The sequence below is a fragment of the Bradyrhizobium jicamae genome (assembly GCF_001440395.1).
In the GTDB taxonomy this organism is placed as follows: Bacteria; Pseudomonadota; Alphaproteobacteria; order Rhizobiales; family Xanthobacteraceae; genus Bradyrhizobium; species Bradyrhizobium jicamae.
Window position 1 is genome coordinate 1 of sequence record NZ_LLXZ01000226.1, and the last position, 14,093, is coordinate 14,093.

12 protein-coding genes and 3 pseudogenes are annotated in these 14,093 nt (G+C 59.0%); 12 read left to right on the forward strand and 3 right to left on the reverse strand.

Annotation, left to right across the window (positions count from 1 at the left end; all coding sequences use genetic code 11):
- From CQ12_RS40045 to CQ12_RS40060, 3 genes and pseudogenes are all read left to right on the forward strand, one after another.
- The coding region (locus tag CQ12_RS40045) for a Ulp1 family isopeptidase (protein ID WP_245310350.1) at positions 1-1,113 on the forward strand (1,113 nt) is incomplete at its 5' end.
- Positions 1,114-1,610: 497 nt separating this feature from the next.
- Positions 1,611-1,888 (forward strand): annotated as a pseudogene (locus CQ12_RS40055) (DNA -binding domain-containing protein).
- Between the two features lie 452 nt (positions 1,889-2,340).
- Positions 2,341-2,706, forward strand: a complete 366-nt coding sequence (locus tag CQ12_RS40060; protein WP_083519697.1) for a GNAT family N-acetyltransferase — start codon at positions 2,341-2,343, stop codon at positions 2,704-2,706.
- A 256-nt stretch (positions 2,707-2,962) separates the two neighbouring features.
- Here CQ12_RS40060 and CQ12_RS47860 read toward each other — a convergent pair whose 3' ends face one another.
- Both CQ12_RS47860 and CQ12_RS47865 read right to left on the reverse strand, forming a co-directional pair.
- A complete protein-coding gene (locus CQ12_RS47860; protein ID WP_245310351.1) occupies positions 2,963-3,364 on the reverse strand; it encodes a class I SAM-dependent methyltransferase in 402 nt (133 codons plus the stop codon).
- Between the two features lie 14 nt (positions 3,365-3,378).
- Complete coding sequence (locus CQ12_RS47865) at positions 3,379-3,525, reverse strand: hypothetical protein (RefSeq protein WP_245310352.1); 147 nt, start codon at positions 3,523-3,525, stop codon at positions 3,379-3,381.
- A 407-nt stretch (positions 3,526-3,932) separates the two neighbouring features.
- On the opposite strand from CQ12_RS47865, the pseudogene CQ12_RS43150 reads away from it, so the two are divergent.
- Positions 3,933-4,250, forward strand: a pseudogene (locus CQ12_RS43150) (hypothetical protein).
- A 647-nt stretch (positions 4,251-4,897) separates the two neighbouring features.
- On the opposite strand, the gene CQ12_RS40075 reads toward CQ12_RS43150, so the two are convergent.
- Positions 4,898-6,430 (reverse strand): DUF1521 domain-containing protein, encoded by a 1,533-nt coding sequence (locus CQ12_RS40075; RefSeq protein ID WP_057840737.1) that lies wholly within the window; start codon positions 6,428-6,430, stop codon positions 4,898-4,900.
- A gap of 453 nt (positions 6,431-6,883) precedes the next feature.
- Here CQ12_RS40075 and CQ12_RS47140 point away from each other — a divergent pair.
- The 8 genes and pseudogenes from CQ12_RS47140 to CQ12_RS40110 all read left to right on the forward strand — a co-directional run.
- Positions 6,884-7,796: pseudogene (locus CQ12_RS47140) on the forward strand (transposase); the annotation flags it as partial.
- Between the two features lie 464 nt (positions 7,797-8,260).
- A complete protein-coding gene (locus CQ12_RS40080) occupies positions 8,261-8,563 on the forward strand; it encodes a hypothetical protein (protein ID WP_057840738.1) in 303 nt (100 codons plus the stop codon).
- Between the two features lie 42 nt (positions 8,564-8,605).
- On the forward strand, positions 8,606-8,797 hold the full coding sequence (locus CQ12_RS40085) for a hypothetical protein (protein ID WP_057840739.1): 192 nt from the start codon (positions 8,606-8,608) through the stop codon (positions 8,795-8,797).
- 117 nt (positions 8,798-8,914) lie between these two features.
- Positions 8,915-9,808 carry a SctD/MshK family protein gene (locus tag CQ12_RS40090; protein WP_057840744.1) on the forward strand — a complete coding sequence of 298 codons (894 nt, stop codon included), beginning with the start codon at positions 8,915-8,917 and terminating at the stop codon, positions 9,806-9,808.
- Between the two features lie 29 nt (positions 9,809-9,837).
- Positions 9,838-10,374 carry a hypothetical protein gene (locus CQ12_RS40095; RefSeq protein ID WP_057840740.1) on the forward strand — a complete coding sequence of 179 codons (537 nt, stop codon included), beginning with the start codon at positions 9,838-9,840 and terminating at the stop codon, positions 10,372-10,374.
- A 2-nt stretch (positions 10,375-10,376) separates the two neighbouring features.
- Positions 10,377-10,799, forward strand: coding sequence for a type III secretion apparatus assembly chaperone SctY (gene sctY / locus CQ12_RS40100; RefSeq protein ID WP_057840741.1), 423 nt, complete (start codon positions 10,377-10,379; stop codon positions 10,797-10,799).
- Positions 10,800-10,807: 8 nt separating this feature from the next.
- Positions 10,808-12,925, forward strand: a complete 2,118-nt coding sequence (sctV, locus tag CQ12_RS40105) for a type III secretion system export apparatus subunit SctV (protein WP_057840742.1) — start codon at positions 10,808-10,810, stop codon at positions 12,923-12,925.
- A gap of 217 nt (positions 12,926-13,142) precedes the next feature.
- Positions 13,143-13,547: a tetratricopeptide repeat protein gene (locus CQ12_RS40110; RefSeq protein WP_245310354.1), complete on the forward strand. Its 405-nt coding sequence runs from the start codon at positions 13,143-13,145 to the stop codon at positions 13,545-13,547.
- Positions 13,548-14,093: the final 546 nt, after the last annotated feature.

Sequence of the window (14,093 nt, forward strand, 5' to 3'; positions counted from 1 at the left end):
GTTGATCTGCCATCCACACCGCAGCAGATGCGTGACGATGCCCAGTCCGCGCCCGTGGGTGGGGCCGCCGCCAGACCGCCGTTCTTCAGCGCACAATCAGGGGGGGCAACTCCCTCGTCACGTATCTACAGTGGTCTTCAGTCTTTGACTGATCTGCCATCATTCACGCCGCAGGAGCTGCGCGACGATGCCCAGTCAGCGTCGGGGCTCAGCTCTGCTGGACAGCCCCCGTTTTTCATCGGGACATCGGGTGTGCCTCAAGAGATTGAGGAGATCGGATATCTCGTCGGTCAAGATTGGCAGCATCGCTCACAGCCGGTGCCGGACTTTTTGCTCGATGTACTGGACAACAGAATGCTTTTGCCGAGCTCGGCGATGGTGCCGCAGTCGGTCTCTATCAATGGTGAGACCTATTCAATCGCACTGGGGACACGAGGACGCCGCGAAGCGTACTTCATCCATCATGCTCGCCCCTCCACGGATCCGCAGATCGGCGCTTCGCTTTCCGGTTCCTCGTCCGGCGACCGCAGCGGACGGGTGCTGGACTTTACGGAATGGCTAAGCGACGAGCATATCCAGCGGGACTACGAACTGCTGGCGCAGGAGTTGCTCCGGAGCAATCCGGATCTCGCCGCCCGAACGCGGTTCGTGGATCCCCTGATAGCCTTTCGGATGAACCACGCCCCAGTCGGCGAGGCGATGACTGAACTCCGCCGCATTGTCTGCGATCGCTCTGGTAACGATAGAGGAATCGATTTCCTGTTCTTGCCCGTGAATGACGCAAGGCCCACGGGCGAAGGCGGTGCCCATTGGTCGCTGCTGCTGGTTGATCGCCGCGATCGGGCAAGGCCGATTGCCTACCACTACGATTCTTTGCAAGGACACAATCATGGAGCTGCGGCGCATCTGGCAATGCGGCTGGACGCCAGACTGCAACAGGCCTCCATCAGCCAGCAGATGAACTCTTATGATTGCGGCGTCTTTCTCGTGGACGGCACGAGGGCGCTGGTCACGCGATTGGCGGCAGGGTGGTCAGACCTGAACCTGAACGACCTGGTCGCCGATCGACGAGCACTGCAGAGCCGACTAAGGGGGCATGTCGGGTTCAACTGAACAGCGCGCGCAGCTGATTGAACTGCAACTTCTCGCCGTTGAACGTCCGCAATCGGCGCGTTCGCAGAGCGTCGTGCTATCTCACATTTGGAACCGGGAACTATGGCTGTTTGGGAGCATCGAGGCAGCCCGACGGGCGATATCGGAGCTAACATCTTCGATATCGTCACAGCCGCCGTCAAGCTACTTGGTATCTCGCGATTTGCGCGCATGCTGATCTTCCCTGCCATAGCTGCCACCGAACTGATTCGGCAGCTCCGCCCCAGACACCCCAGGGAAGTTGTCCGGTAACATTTTTAGTAAGGCAATGCGGGGGCATTTTTTCATGGCGCGCGACACTGGCGGGGCCACCCTCGACCGCGATGTCCGGTCCTGCTCGTTCGGCCAAGCGTCGTCGTGATGCCGTCGGCGCATCACGTGATGCACATCTTGGGGCTACCTTCAGTCTTGCCGGGCGACCTATCTTGGCGCCTCATAACCATCCTTGACGGTCAGCCATGACGAAACCTCCGCTCGATCCCCATGTCGCCGATCAGGCGCCGACCGCGCCGGTCCTGACGGGCCGTGATGAAGAACACCTCGTCACTTACCTGCGGCTGCTCGACGCGGATGAAGACGGCGCCGACTGGAAGAGTTCGCGCGGATCGTGCTGCATCTCGATCCGACGCGAGAGCCCGGCCGCGCTCGCCGGGCGTGGGGGAGCCACCTCGCGCGCGCCCGCTGGATGACGGAGCACGGCTACCGTCATCTGCTGCGCGGCGGCGCGCCACACTGACTCTACAGACGTCGCGCATCGATGCGACCGACTTCTGCGGTGAAGTCCTGCACCAAAGTAAGAAAATCAGCCTAGGTATGCGCGCCCAAGCCAAAAGTTGGTCGATTTTCCTCTTCATGACAGGCTAAGTTTTGAAACGTCGCCCGCCGGCGCGCTGATAGATCAAGCAATCCATCCAAGCCATTCATGGAGTTTCCGCGCGACCAGGCTATGCCGACAGTCACTGCAGGTCGCTGATTGCGGCAGCGCCCTTCGGCCGAGCACCCCGGGGTGGCCGCTGGGGCCTCGCGATAACGCATAAGAGACGATCTGGAGGTCATTTCGATGGCGGTCGAGCGCGACTTTTCCTTCAGAGCCGCTTGCGGCGGAGACGCGGAGGCGGTTCTCAACATCGAAGGCTTCGATTGGCGGTCTTAGCAACTTCCTATTCTCGGAACCAAATCGAGAATTGGATGGGTGAGCGAACGCCGGCATTTTACGAGGAACTCATCGCCAACGGACGAATGACCGTGTATCTGCACTATGGCGATGTGGTCGGATTTGTCGATGCCGAACCGGGTGAAGTAACGCGAATGTTCATATCCCCTGAAGCCGCCGGGCTAGGACTTGGGCGGCAGTTGCTCGAGATCGGAATAGCCCAAGCGCGCGTGGGCCACAGCGGGTCGATAAGGCTCGAGGCGACGATCAATACCGAAGGCTTTTACCAAAGGCATGGCTTTCGAAGCCTAGGCAGAGGCTTTTTCTCTCATGGTCTCGGCGGCGAGCCAATTGAGATCGTGTACATGGAATTGTGGGAGCCGCCGCTCGTGCTGCAGTGACATTGAATGCATTCATCCGGCGAGTCAGGCTGCAACCTGACGAACGGCGTTACGTCGATGACCTGTGGCTGCGCCGAGCGTGTTGTTCGGCTCGGCGCGGCGGGCGATGCTCATGCGCCGGACTTTGGCGCGCGAGCGGCGAAAGAGATGAAGCGCGGCTTGATCCTGAGCGTTTCGTACGCTCCTGGGAAGAGATCGCGGGCCTGCGGAAGAGGCTGAGGCTCGCTGATCGCCTCGATGGCGAAACCTGCCTCTATCAGGGAGACCATGGCATGTAGGGGCCGATGCCAATATCTCGTCCGGATCGTGCGGCCCCCCTTCTCCCATTGGTCGGCGAATTCGTAGGTCGAAGTAGTTCGAACCCTGGGTCCAGGAGGTGATCCATGACTGGGTGATGCGTCGACATCACGAGGCGCCCTCCCGGGACGAGCATCCTACGGAACTCGGTCAAGGTCGGGCGCCAGTCTTGGAGATAATGCAGGACGAGCGAGGCGAGCACGAGCTCGAATGAGCCATCTTCAAACGTGAGCCTCGCGCCGAGCTCCGCTTGATCGAGTCGTACGTCGGGCCCAAGCCGGTTCCTGGCGATAGCCAGCAATGCCCCACTCTTGTCGATCCCAGTGACCTCCGCGCCCCTTGGCGATGAGAGCGGCTTCATGGGCGCCGGCGCCGCTACCCTGCATCGAGCACCCGCGGACCCTCGACATCACCGGCCAAGGCAAGGGAAGCAGGCCGCTCATAGAATGCGCTCCACGCGTTGCTTTCGTTATCCTCGCTGTAAGCTGCGGCGAATTCGTCGTAGCTATTGTCGCTCTCCACTCCCGATCTCCCACGTGTAGACAGGTGTCGGAGCATGAAATCGGGCTGCGCTCGCCCGCTGCCAACATCAGGAAGGGCTGCCCATCTCGGCCAATAACGCGGTTTTGCTCGAATTTCAGCTCATCACGAGATACGGGGACACGGCAGAGCTCGACATTGTACAACGGGAATAACTAACGCCCGTATCGCGCATCGACGTGGTCCCGAGCTGCCGATTTCCTTCGCCCCCGTCGGAATGACCCACAACGTGAGTAAATGATGGCTTCTCTTGATCTTATCGACCTCCTGGCCGGGGCCAATAAAAACCTTGGCATCGAATTCAAGGCACGGATGGACACGAGGAGCCATGAGACCCGGGCGAAGCTTGCCCGACATATTGCCGCGCAGCACATCATGGTGGCGGATATTTGGTCTTTGGAGTGGACGTGGGTGTCGCAAATGACAACTGGGATAGCGACTTCCTCGATCTTGTTGAAGAGGCCGCCCATCTCACTTTGGGCGGCAAGTCCGACGGTAAAAATTGCCTTCGTTCAAGGACTTTCTCGACGTCCGCTACGGCACGCGAGACGGTTCGCCCTCGCGCGGAGTTCTCATGGAAAAGCCGCGACGAGAATGCCCCCGCCTGCGGTCGCGAATGGGTTATGATCGGCACTGCAGATAGCCTCTTCAACCACTTCTACATACAGAATGGCGACTATTCAGGCTTCGTTTGCGAACGCGGCTGAGTTCTTCAACAGCCTGGTCGATCTTCTCGGCAGCAACTGCTGCGACTTTCCTTTGACCTTCCACAGTAGCAACTTGGACAGCGATGCCGATTTTCGAGGTCATAGCGCACCGCCGTCGGTTTCCTGAAAACTTCTGGATGTCCTACGACCCAAGGATTCGCGCACAACTCTCTCCGCCAGGTTTTAACAGCGGGGCTCAACGCGAGACAGGTGATCGCTTGCTCTTTTGAGCTGAGGATAGATCGCGCGGCCTAGGCCGTCCTCATACGATCCGCGCCAATCCCGCGAACCAGCCCAGTACAGCGCTCTTACAAGGATTTGCCCGAGCGCCCGCATCGACAGGAGCGTTGGCGTGCAGAGAGCCCTGAGGGCACTCGTTTCTATGCAAAGCCTCCGTCGGGGGCGATAGGCCGGCCAGCATCGAAGATGCGTGCCGCAGCAATTCTGGTCGGGTACCCAAGGCCTGAGGCCACCGCCCGTCTGTTGGTGAGTTGGCGTCCAAAGGTGTGACTACGAGATCATCTAGCTGGCGGCGCCGATCCTGAATGATACGCCGCCGCACCCGCCATTCTCGTGGCCGCTTGGCAAGATGAAAGCGGGCGCTAGGGCCCGCTTCCACGACCTACCGACACGACTTCGATCCGGCCTCACGCCGGCTGTGTATCACGACCGAAAATGCGCCGGAACATAGCCTCTCGCATCATCCTTTTGAAATCCGGCGGCGCGTTCGGGTTCTCATTGTGGTCGATGGCCGATTGCGTCACTGTGCGGCCGGATCTGTCAACCCACTGCTGGTCTCGCTCATGGATTGTCTGAGCTCCATCCGACGTCAGCTGATCAAGGGTCCGCCCAGCATTGGACTGCGTCACCTTTAGATTGTTTTTTCCATCCTTGTCGTCGCCGAGCCCCTCGACAACCATGGCATTGTCGCCGTTGGTGATGGTAAGTTTCGAGGAGATGGTTTTGCCCTTACCATAATCGACCGTGTCCACGGTAATCTTCGTGCCGTCGTCGAGCTGGAAAGTCATGCCTTTCTTGAAGTCGAAATCGTCCTTGCCATCGCCATTCGCGTCGACGTGAGGATCGCCGTGGATCTTCGAGACATGGCCGGTCTGGTTGTTGCGAACGGTCCAGGTGCCGTCCTTCTCATCGGCTGTGATCGTATACTTATCACCAAGGTTGATAGTCGCCTTGCCGTCCTTGACCTCATGCGACCACACGGGGTCCGGCTGAGACGACGGCGCTGATATCTGAGCGACCGTAACCGGCACCATCGCAAGAGGCGGCGGGGGAGGAGGAACGAAGAAGACGGGAGTTGCAGAGGCATGCGCCGCGCTTGCATATTGGTAGTTGCCCGGCGCACGTCCCTGTTCGCCGGCATCGATACTCGCCTGATTCACCGCGCGTCCGGCGCCATCGACCCAGCTTTCGCCGCTCTCATGGATTGTCTGGGAACCATCGGCTGTCAGCTCATCAAAGGACATGCCAGCATTGGACTGCGTCACCCTCAGATTGTTTTTGCCATCCTTGTCGTCGCCGAGCCCCTCCACGACCATCGCGTTGTGGCCGTTCGTAATGGTAAGCTTCGAGGAGATGCTCTTGCCATTACCATAATCGACATTGTTGACGGTAATCTTTGTACCGTCCTCGAGCTGAAACGTCATATCCTTCTTGAAATCGAAGTCATCCTTGCCGTCCCCGTTCGCATCGACGTGAGGATCGCCATGGATCTTCGTGACATGGCCGGTCTGGTTGTTGCGAACGGTCCAGGTGCCATCCTTCTCGTCGGCTGTAATCGTATACTTGTCGCCTAGGTTGATCGTGGCCTGGCCATCCTTGACCTCATGGGTCCACACCGGATCGACCGAAGGCTGCGAGCTCTGGTTTAGCTGGTTCGGCAGCATGGGAGGAGGAGGCGGCGCCATCATGTACGCGGGGGCGACAACGGCTGGAGTGACGGACGCGGGAGTGACCACAACAGGGACAACGCCCGCAGAAACGATCGCCGAAGTAACGGCGGGGGGACCTACCGGCAGGTACTGGTAGGCACCCGCCGAGGCATACTGCCCCAATAGGGCGTTGAAAGCGGGAGCGGCAACCGCGCCTTCCGGCACCACTCCGTTCATCGTCGAATCGAGCGCGCCGACTACGGGGAGACCGGCCACTGGGAGATACGGCATTTACTTCACTCCTGTTGCATCGAAGAAAACGGTAAAACTGCGAGCGTTACGCACACAATCAACCAGGAACAGTTTCAGAACGCACCATTAGCCGAGCGAATGGATGCTTCTCGCTGGCAGCGACGGCAGCATCAATGATGCCCTTCCCTCTCGCATCTCAATTTCGCAGCGGCTCCGGCACGGGCATATCGCGCGTATGCTACTCGCAGGAACTCTACCCACAGTACCTGTCGAAAAGCTGACGACAACGAACCACGCGCCTGAGCATCTCAGCCCTTGTCAGCATTCGAGGTTCCCGTCGCGGGCGGTTGGAATTGAAGGTGGCGTATTCTCCGAGCTGTCAACCTCGAATCATCGGGCGTAGGAACGTCGGATAGGAGGCCACGCCGTGACTTGCAGTATCACGAAGACGCCTTCCCTACGGCTTGACAGAGAGGCTTCCGCAGCTTTTCGAACGATTGGTTCGATCCGATCGAAAGCGCGGTGCGCGAACGCGCGCGGGAGTTCATCGGAGAATTGATCCGCGGCGAGCTCGATGCGGCCTTGCGCACCCGGCTACGAGACGCAGCAAGAAGGCTGGCGGCGAGGGAGCGCCCGCATCACGGGCCATCGACACGGCAGCGGACACGGTCGCTGACCAGCAGCTTCGGGCCAATTGAGATCGCGGTGCCTCGTGTCCGGTTGGACACGCCCCGCGGCGAGACCACCGAGTGGAAGAGCCAGGCGCTGCGGACCTATCAGCGCCGCACGTTGGCCGCCGATGCACTGATCGTCGGCGTCTACCTCGCCAGCAGCAACACGCGCCATGCGCGCCCTGCGCTTCGCTCGCCGGCGCGATCAACAAGGACACCTTGAGCCAGATGGCCCCAACGTGAAGAGTGACTGGTTCGCCTCGATCATCGGCGTGCGTGCGGACGATCAGAAAAGTGCTGCTCGCGATCAGGAGCATGGGCGGCGAGGGCACCGAAGCCTGGCAGGCCGTGCTTGACGATGATCTCATCCAGCGTGGGCTGCGGCGCCCCAAGTCCTCATCGTCGATGCCGCGCTCGGCCTTTGAGGCTGCGATCCGCGGTGTAGAGGGCGCTCCGGTGCAGCGCTGCACAGTCCACAAGCACCGCAGCATGGCACATGCGCCCGAACGGCTGCATGAGGAGATCACCGCCGACTGCAACTACAAGATCCACGCCACGACGCGCGAGGAGAGCGAGGCGCGCCGCAAGCCTTCGTCCGCAAATGGCGGCTCAAGCATCCCTCGGGGCTCACAGCCAGCAGGAATCCGGCGACGGGCTCTTCGCCTTCACGCGGCTGCCGCCAAGCCAGTGGAAGAGCGCGCACCACCAATGCAATCGAACGACTGCATGAGCAAGCAACTCTGTGGGGCACCGCGATCACGCGCAGCGCCCTCCCCTAATTGGGTTCTCGCCGGACGCCCACGTGTCTCCGAAACTGCCGATTGGATGACTCAGCGTACATCGACAACTGACACAGCCAACCTGATCGCCTTATCGACCCGATTTGCGCGCCGGACGCCGCACGTAGATAAGAACTTCGCTGCTTGTTTCGACAGATCAAACAAATTGCGCCTGGCCACACAGGCAAAGTTCGCTATCCCTTGTCGGTCCGGCACCAAGCGGATCATACGCGCGACTGACGAAGCCTAGTTGAGCTTGCAGCCGCCAGCAGGTGACGGGCTGCTGCAAAGTATCAATCCAGTTACCACGAACGTGAGACTCGTCAGCTTCTCGAAAGGTAGCGCCGCTATCATGAGATCACTTAGCTCTAGGCGAGAAGTCGTCAATTGAGCGTAAGAAGACGAGCATAGGAGAAACGATGATCGGAGAAATGATTGGAAGCGCCGCTGGCGGATGGCTTGGCGGACCTTCCGGAGCTGCGATTGGTTCCGCAGTGGGCGGGGCCGTCGACCATGCCTTTGAAAAAGTGCTCCACACATTGGATGCCGAGAAGAGTGACGTCAACAAAACCGCCGACAGCAAGAATGGCGACGAAACACACGACGTACAGCGCAAGCCCGATGATCGCGGCAAGGAGGCAGAGCTTAGCCTGAGCAGCCTCGGAGGCGAGCACGTCTTTCTTTCGATTCCCGCCATCGTTGCGCCGGTCCGTCCGACGTAACAGTCCCGAGTAACGACATACGACAAAGAAAGGTGAATAGACATGGCGGTTGATAGTGTTGGCGGTACCGGCGCCGCTGCTGGCGCGCAGCAGACCGGGGATGCAGGTTTCCAGAACCAGATGGCTGAGTTCGAGCGTGTTAGCCAGAAGGTCCAGGCCCAGGCCGTGGCAATGCGCAGAATTACGACCGAGCTCTCGTCCGAGAAGAAGGTCGCGGACGAGCGCGTCCAGTAACTCTCGAAGACAGCTGATTCACCGCGTTGCTACCGTGGCCACGCTGTGAATGACGAACTCTGGATGAGCCGTACGGCAACTGCCGTACGGCTTCTCTCGTTATCCAGGAGATTATCCGTGAACGAATCGATTTCTCTCGAGTTCGAAGTTCTGTCAGGGCTCTATGCTGGGCTGACGGGTAAAGCAGCTGTCGGGGCTGGCCTGATCGGCAGCGGCCTTGATGCCGACATGATCTTCGTTGAACAAGGGCTAGAACCCCACCACCTTCGCATCATCCCACATTGCAATTCGATCGAGATTGAACCCCTTGCTGCCGGTATCAGCGTAGACGGCCACCGGAATATTGCCCCGGGGGAGCGCCGTAGTGTGCCTCTTCCTGCAGTCGTTCATATCGGCGGCATGTCCATTCGCTGGTCGACGCAAGATTTTCCGCAAGCTCGTTCGAGCCACCGCTTTCATAGCTTGATCGTGGCACTCAGTCTCGTCTTGCTCAGCTCTGTCGCGATCGGCCCCCTCTCAACCATCTTGGCCCCTGCCGATAGTGGGGTGATGCTGAGCACTAATTCACCGCCTGCGGTCGACGTTGCTCCCAAACCAACCATTCACCGAGTTGATGCGAGGGCCGCTGATGCAACCGCCGAGTTGCTGCGGCAGCAGGTTGAACGACGGGGCCTTCTTAATATCAAGGTCAGTTCGGGGCCCGGCGTTGTGACCGCGGAAGGCAATGTTACGCCTCCTCTGGTCGCAAAATGGCAAGAACTCCAGCAATGGTTCGATCATCAAACCAACGGCACTCCTGCCCTTGTGAATGCGGTGACAGTCAAGGAGGAGAAGACGCCCTCCTCGATTGCTGTCCAAGCAGTTTGGCGCGGAAGCGAACCTTATCTGCTTATCGGCGGCCAGAAGTATTTCGTGGGAGCGCTGTTGAATAATGGATGGACCATCGATCGGATTGAGGACGAGCGGGTGCTGCTTACTCGCTACGGCCGATCTGCTGCTCTCCCCTACTAGATTTTCCACCCTGCAAAGAAGGAGAATGGATGACTAGACTGCCCCAGCACCCTGTAGGGCCCGGCACCTCATCGCAGGGACTCGATGCGGGCGAGCATTCGCCAGTCATCGGCCCGACCACCCCGAAAGCCAAAAACATGGGCGTCGGGGGTGTTCATGCAGACGGCGCCACGAAACGGGCGTCGTGGCGGGATGCGCCCGCGCAGGATCTACCAATTGATCCTGCGCGGGAGGCCGCGCTCGAGGTCAACTCCATCGATGCAGTCTCACGCGTCACTCGATTCGAGAGGGGTGACGGGGTAAACGAGATCGACCCACGCGCAATATTGGCCGCACTTTATGGCCACAATCTCTCACATGGACTGCTCTCCTTCGTCATTCCACGCCTACGTCATCCAGACGTGCTGCGCGCAGACAACCATGGCGCTCTTCTGGAGCGCTTAACTCAAACATTGGAGGCAACGCCAGACGACAACACGGCCTCTGAATGTTTGGCAATCCTACAGCAGGAACTGCGGCGGCTGCTTCTGCTCCGGCAGAACCAGAACAGCTTGATCAAGGGCTAGCTATGATCGAACCGGATCGAGTGGAGCATGCCCCCCCAACGTCTGCCCCAGACGTTTCCAAATCCGGCGAGCTGATCTCCGTGCCGGAGCGAGACCTGCTCTGCGCCCTCTCCTATGTCCATCTCGCGTGCGGGCAGAGCGCACAGAGTCTGGCTCTGCTGCGAATCGCAGCTCGCGAACACTCCCAAGATGTCGATCTGCTCCGCATTCTAGCTTACACTCTCATCTCGGAGGGCCTTGGTGATGAAGCACTTGATGTGCTGGATCGGCTGGACGTACTTGATGCTCAACCGTCTTCCCGCGTGCCTTTGACGCTCTTGCGCAGTCACGCCCTCCGACAGGCAGGCCGCATGACCGAGGCCCGCGAGGTATTCCAACGCTATGTGTCATTGCGCGGCAGCGCAGCTCTCGTCAATCAGCAATAGGGATCTTGATGGCCAACGTCCTGCGTAACTTGATCGTGCGAACGCCGGCCCACCCGGATTATATGGTCGCGTTGATGCTACTTCTGGCGATCGCTATGATGATCATGCCGATCCCGATCATTGTGATTGATATGCTGATCGGCTTCAACCTTGGCTTTGCCATATTGCTGCTGATGGTTGCCCTCTATCTCAGCACGCCGCTTGATTTTTCGTCCTTGCCGGGCGTCATCTTGATCTCGACGGTATTTCGTCTCGCGCTGACCATCGCAACAACACGGCTGATTCTTGCGGAGGGTGACGCCGGCAGCATCATCCACACCTTTGGCGACTTCGTCATTTCAGGGAATATCGCTGTCGGAATCGTCATATTCCTGATCGTTACCATGGTGCAGTTCATGGTTCTTGCCAAAGGCGCCGAACGTGTCGCAGAGGTGTCGGCGCGCTTCACACTCGACGCGTTACCGGGCAAGCAGATGGCGATCGATGCGGAGCTGCGCAACAGCCATATCGATCAACACGAAGCACGTCGGCGGCGCGCGGCACTGGAACAAGAGAGCCAATTTCATGCTGCGATGGATGGTGCCATGAAGTTCGTGAAGGGGGACGCGATCGCCGGTCTCATCGTCATCTGCATTAATATGCTGGGCGGGATAAGCATCGGCCTACTCTCCAAGGGTATGTCGCTCGATGAGGCGCTGCATAAATATACGCTGCTGACGATAGGTGATGCGCTCATTTCACAGATTCCGGCGCTGCTGCTGTCGATTACGGCCGCGACCATCGTCACGCGTGTCAACGGCCCTTCCAAGCTCAAGCTCGGCGCCGATATCGTCAACCAACTTACGGCGAGCACACAAGCACTACGGTTGGCTGCATGCGTCTTGCTGTTGATGGGACTCGTTCCTGGCTTCCCTTTACCGCCGTTTGTAATCATGGCTGTGCTCTTCGCTGCAACAAGCTACGTCAATGTTGGTACTAAAGCGGGCAAGGCTACCGCTAAGACAGGCGCAAGTGTCACCGCTTCGGCTTCGGTTCCAGCACAAGTTCAGAAGCAAGCCGTGCACGCGGAAGCACTTCCGATCGCGTTATTTCTTTCGCCGAACCTGACGCTTTCGATCGACAAAGACGAGTTGGAACGGTGCATCGCGCACGTTTCAACGCTGGTGTCGGCGGATCTTGGCATCACAATTCCGCGCATTCCGGCACAAGTTGATCAGCAGTTGTCCAAGTCGCAATTCAGGGTGGATGTCGACAGTGTGCCCGTTGAACGTGATGTGATCGATACGACGCACCTCGCGCTCAACGATGATGTGGCGAACATTGAACTGAGCGGCATACCCTTTCGGCAAGACCCGGACACGAATCGGGTCTGGATCGAAGAAGGCAATACAGCCGCTCTGAAAGCCGCCGGAATCGGGTACCACCGTCCGAGCGAAATTCTTGCCTTACGTCTCCATTCCACATTGACGCGCTATGCCCAGCGCTTGGTGGGCATTCAAGAGACCCGTCAATTGCTAGGCCGGATGGAGCAGGAATACCCTGATCTGGTGAAGGAGGTGCTGCGTACGACAACAATCCCTCGGATCGCCGAGGTCCTGCGCCGCCTGCTCGATGAGGGCATTCCCATTCGCAACACCCGACTGCTCCTGGAGGCAATGGCAGAATGGAGTGAGCGCGAGAAAAACGCCGTCCTGCTCACTGAATATGTTCGTGCCACTCTGAAGCGGCAGATCTGTTTTCGCTATGCCAATGCCCACAGGGTTGTGGCCGCCTTTATCATCGAGCGTGAGACCGAGGACATTGTGCGCGGCGCGGTGCGCGAAACCGCTGTCGGCCCGTACCTTGTTTTGGATGATTGGCAAAGCGAGAGGCTGCTCGCACAGTTCCGTCAAATCCATTCGACCATCGCACAAAGTCAGAGCCAGCCCGTCATTCTCGGTTCGATGGATATCCGGCGTTTCGTACGTGGTTTTCTCACCCGCAACGGGATCGATCTTCCCGTTCTGTCCTATCAGGATCTAGCCCCGGACTTCACGATCCAGCCGATTGGATCCATCAAGCTTCCAGCTGCCAAGGATAGGGCTCAATCCTCGGAGCGTGGTGGGGTCTTTACCGCTGCGAGTTAGCAGGGCACAGCAGCCCGTCGTGAGATAGCCTATGAATTCATGTGAGATACGTACCCGGCCACACTTGTGCTCCTTTCGCCCGGACTCGCGCTCAGCCTTTCTCGCCCTGCTCGCCATTGTGCTGCTCGGAAGTTGCGCTAGCTCCGACAGGTCGAGTCCTTCACCGCAACAGACGCCCACATCAGAGCTAGCCAGCGCCAACGGGGCAGACCCTGCTATGCGCGAACGCATTTCGCACGCCCTCAGTCAGGATGCTGATGAGGAGACGCTGCGAGACGCGTTGAAGCGACAACCGGACAACGTCGATGCGGCGATTCCTCTTGCGCGGGCCCTGCTGGCGCGCAAATCCCCAGGTGAGGCGCTTGAGGTGCTTGATACCGTCTTATTGGCAGCACCGGGCAACCTGCGCGCACTGAATGCGAAGGGTGTTGTGCTCGATCAGGAGGGCCGCCATCACGAGGCGCAAGCGTTGTATCGCCAAGCTCTCGCAACGGAACCCGCAAATCCGATGTTGCTCAACAATCTCAGACTGTCGCTCGCGGTTGAAGGAAAGGCGGAGAGCGGAAACGCCAGTCTACAAACGCAAACCGACGGCCGGCACGCACTTGTCCGATCGAAATAGCGCAGCGAACAAGAGCGAATCGCGCATGCTTTTCTAGCTGGCCGACAGCTAGGCTGACTATGAGCAGCGCGAGGCTCAAGGGCCAATTCCCTGCGAAGCCACGTCCTTAATAGGAGTGCGAATCGCCTGACGCAAAAAGCGAGTCAATTGAAAATGATCGCCATGTTCCTCTCCGATCTCACTGGCTCACAAGGATGCTCGGCTCTTCTAGTTGTCACATAATACTCGAAGCGTCCTTTGCTTTCACTAGACTACCGAGCGAAGGCCGCGATTTAATGAATTGACTAGAGCTTTCCTTCCCTTCCCTTCCCAATGATCAAGATGTCAAAGCATTGGCGTTGCCGTCGTGATCGGTACCTCGGCCAACTCTGGTCTCAAAGTACTCCCAGGACCAGATTGCGGCGGCGGACAGGATGAACAGCGAGCGGGAAGGATCATGGCGGTGATGGATGAGCCCCGCCAAAAACGGAACTTGATTCCGGGAAAAAAGGGCGTTGGAGCGGGGCGGTTTCGGCCGGACCAAGGCCTACAAGCTGATCAAGAAGG

Coding starts and splice junctions, on each gene's coding strand:
- CQ12_RS40060 (WP_083519697.1), top strand. CDS start 2,341: ATGGGTGAGCGAACGCCGGCATTTTACGAGGAACTCATCGCCAACGGA.
- CQ12_RS47860 (WP_245310351.1), bottom strand. CDS start 3,364: ATGAAGCCGCTCTCATCGCCAAGGGGCGCGGAGGTCACTGGGATCGAC.
- CQ12_RS40075 (WP_057840737.1), bottom strand. CDS start 6,430: ATGCCGTATCTCCCAGTGGCCGGTCTCCCCGTAGTCGGCGCGCTCGAT.
- CQ12_RS40080 (WP_057840738.1), top strand. CDS start 8,261: ATGATCGGAGAAATGATTGGAAGCGCCGCTGGCGGATGGCTTGGCGGA.
- CQ12_RS40085 (WP_057840739.1), top strand. CDS start 8,606: ATGGCGGTTGATAGTGTTGGCGGTACCGGCGCCGCTGCTGGCGCGCAG.
- CQ12_RS40095 (WP_057840740.1), top strand. CDS start 9,838: ATGACTAGACTGCCCCAGCACCCTGTAGGGCCCGGCACCTCATCGCAG.
- sctY (WP_057840741.1), top strand. CDS start 10,377: ATGATCGAACCGGATCGAGTGGAGCATGCCCCCCCAACGTCTGCCCCA.
- sctV (WP_057840742.1), top strand. CDS start 10,808: ATGGCCAACGTCCTGCGTAACTTGATCGTGCGAACGCCGGCCCACCCG.
- CQ12_RS40110 (WP_245310354.1), top strand. CDS start 13,143: ATGCGCGAACGCATTTCGCACGCCCTCAGTCAGGATGCTGATGAGGAG.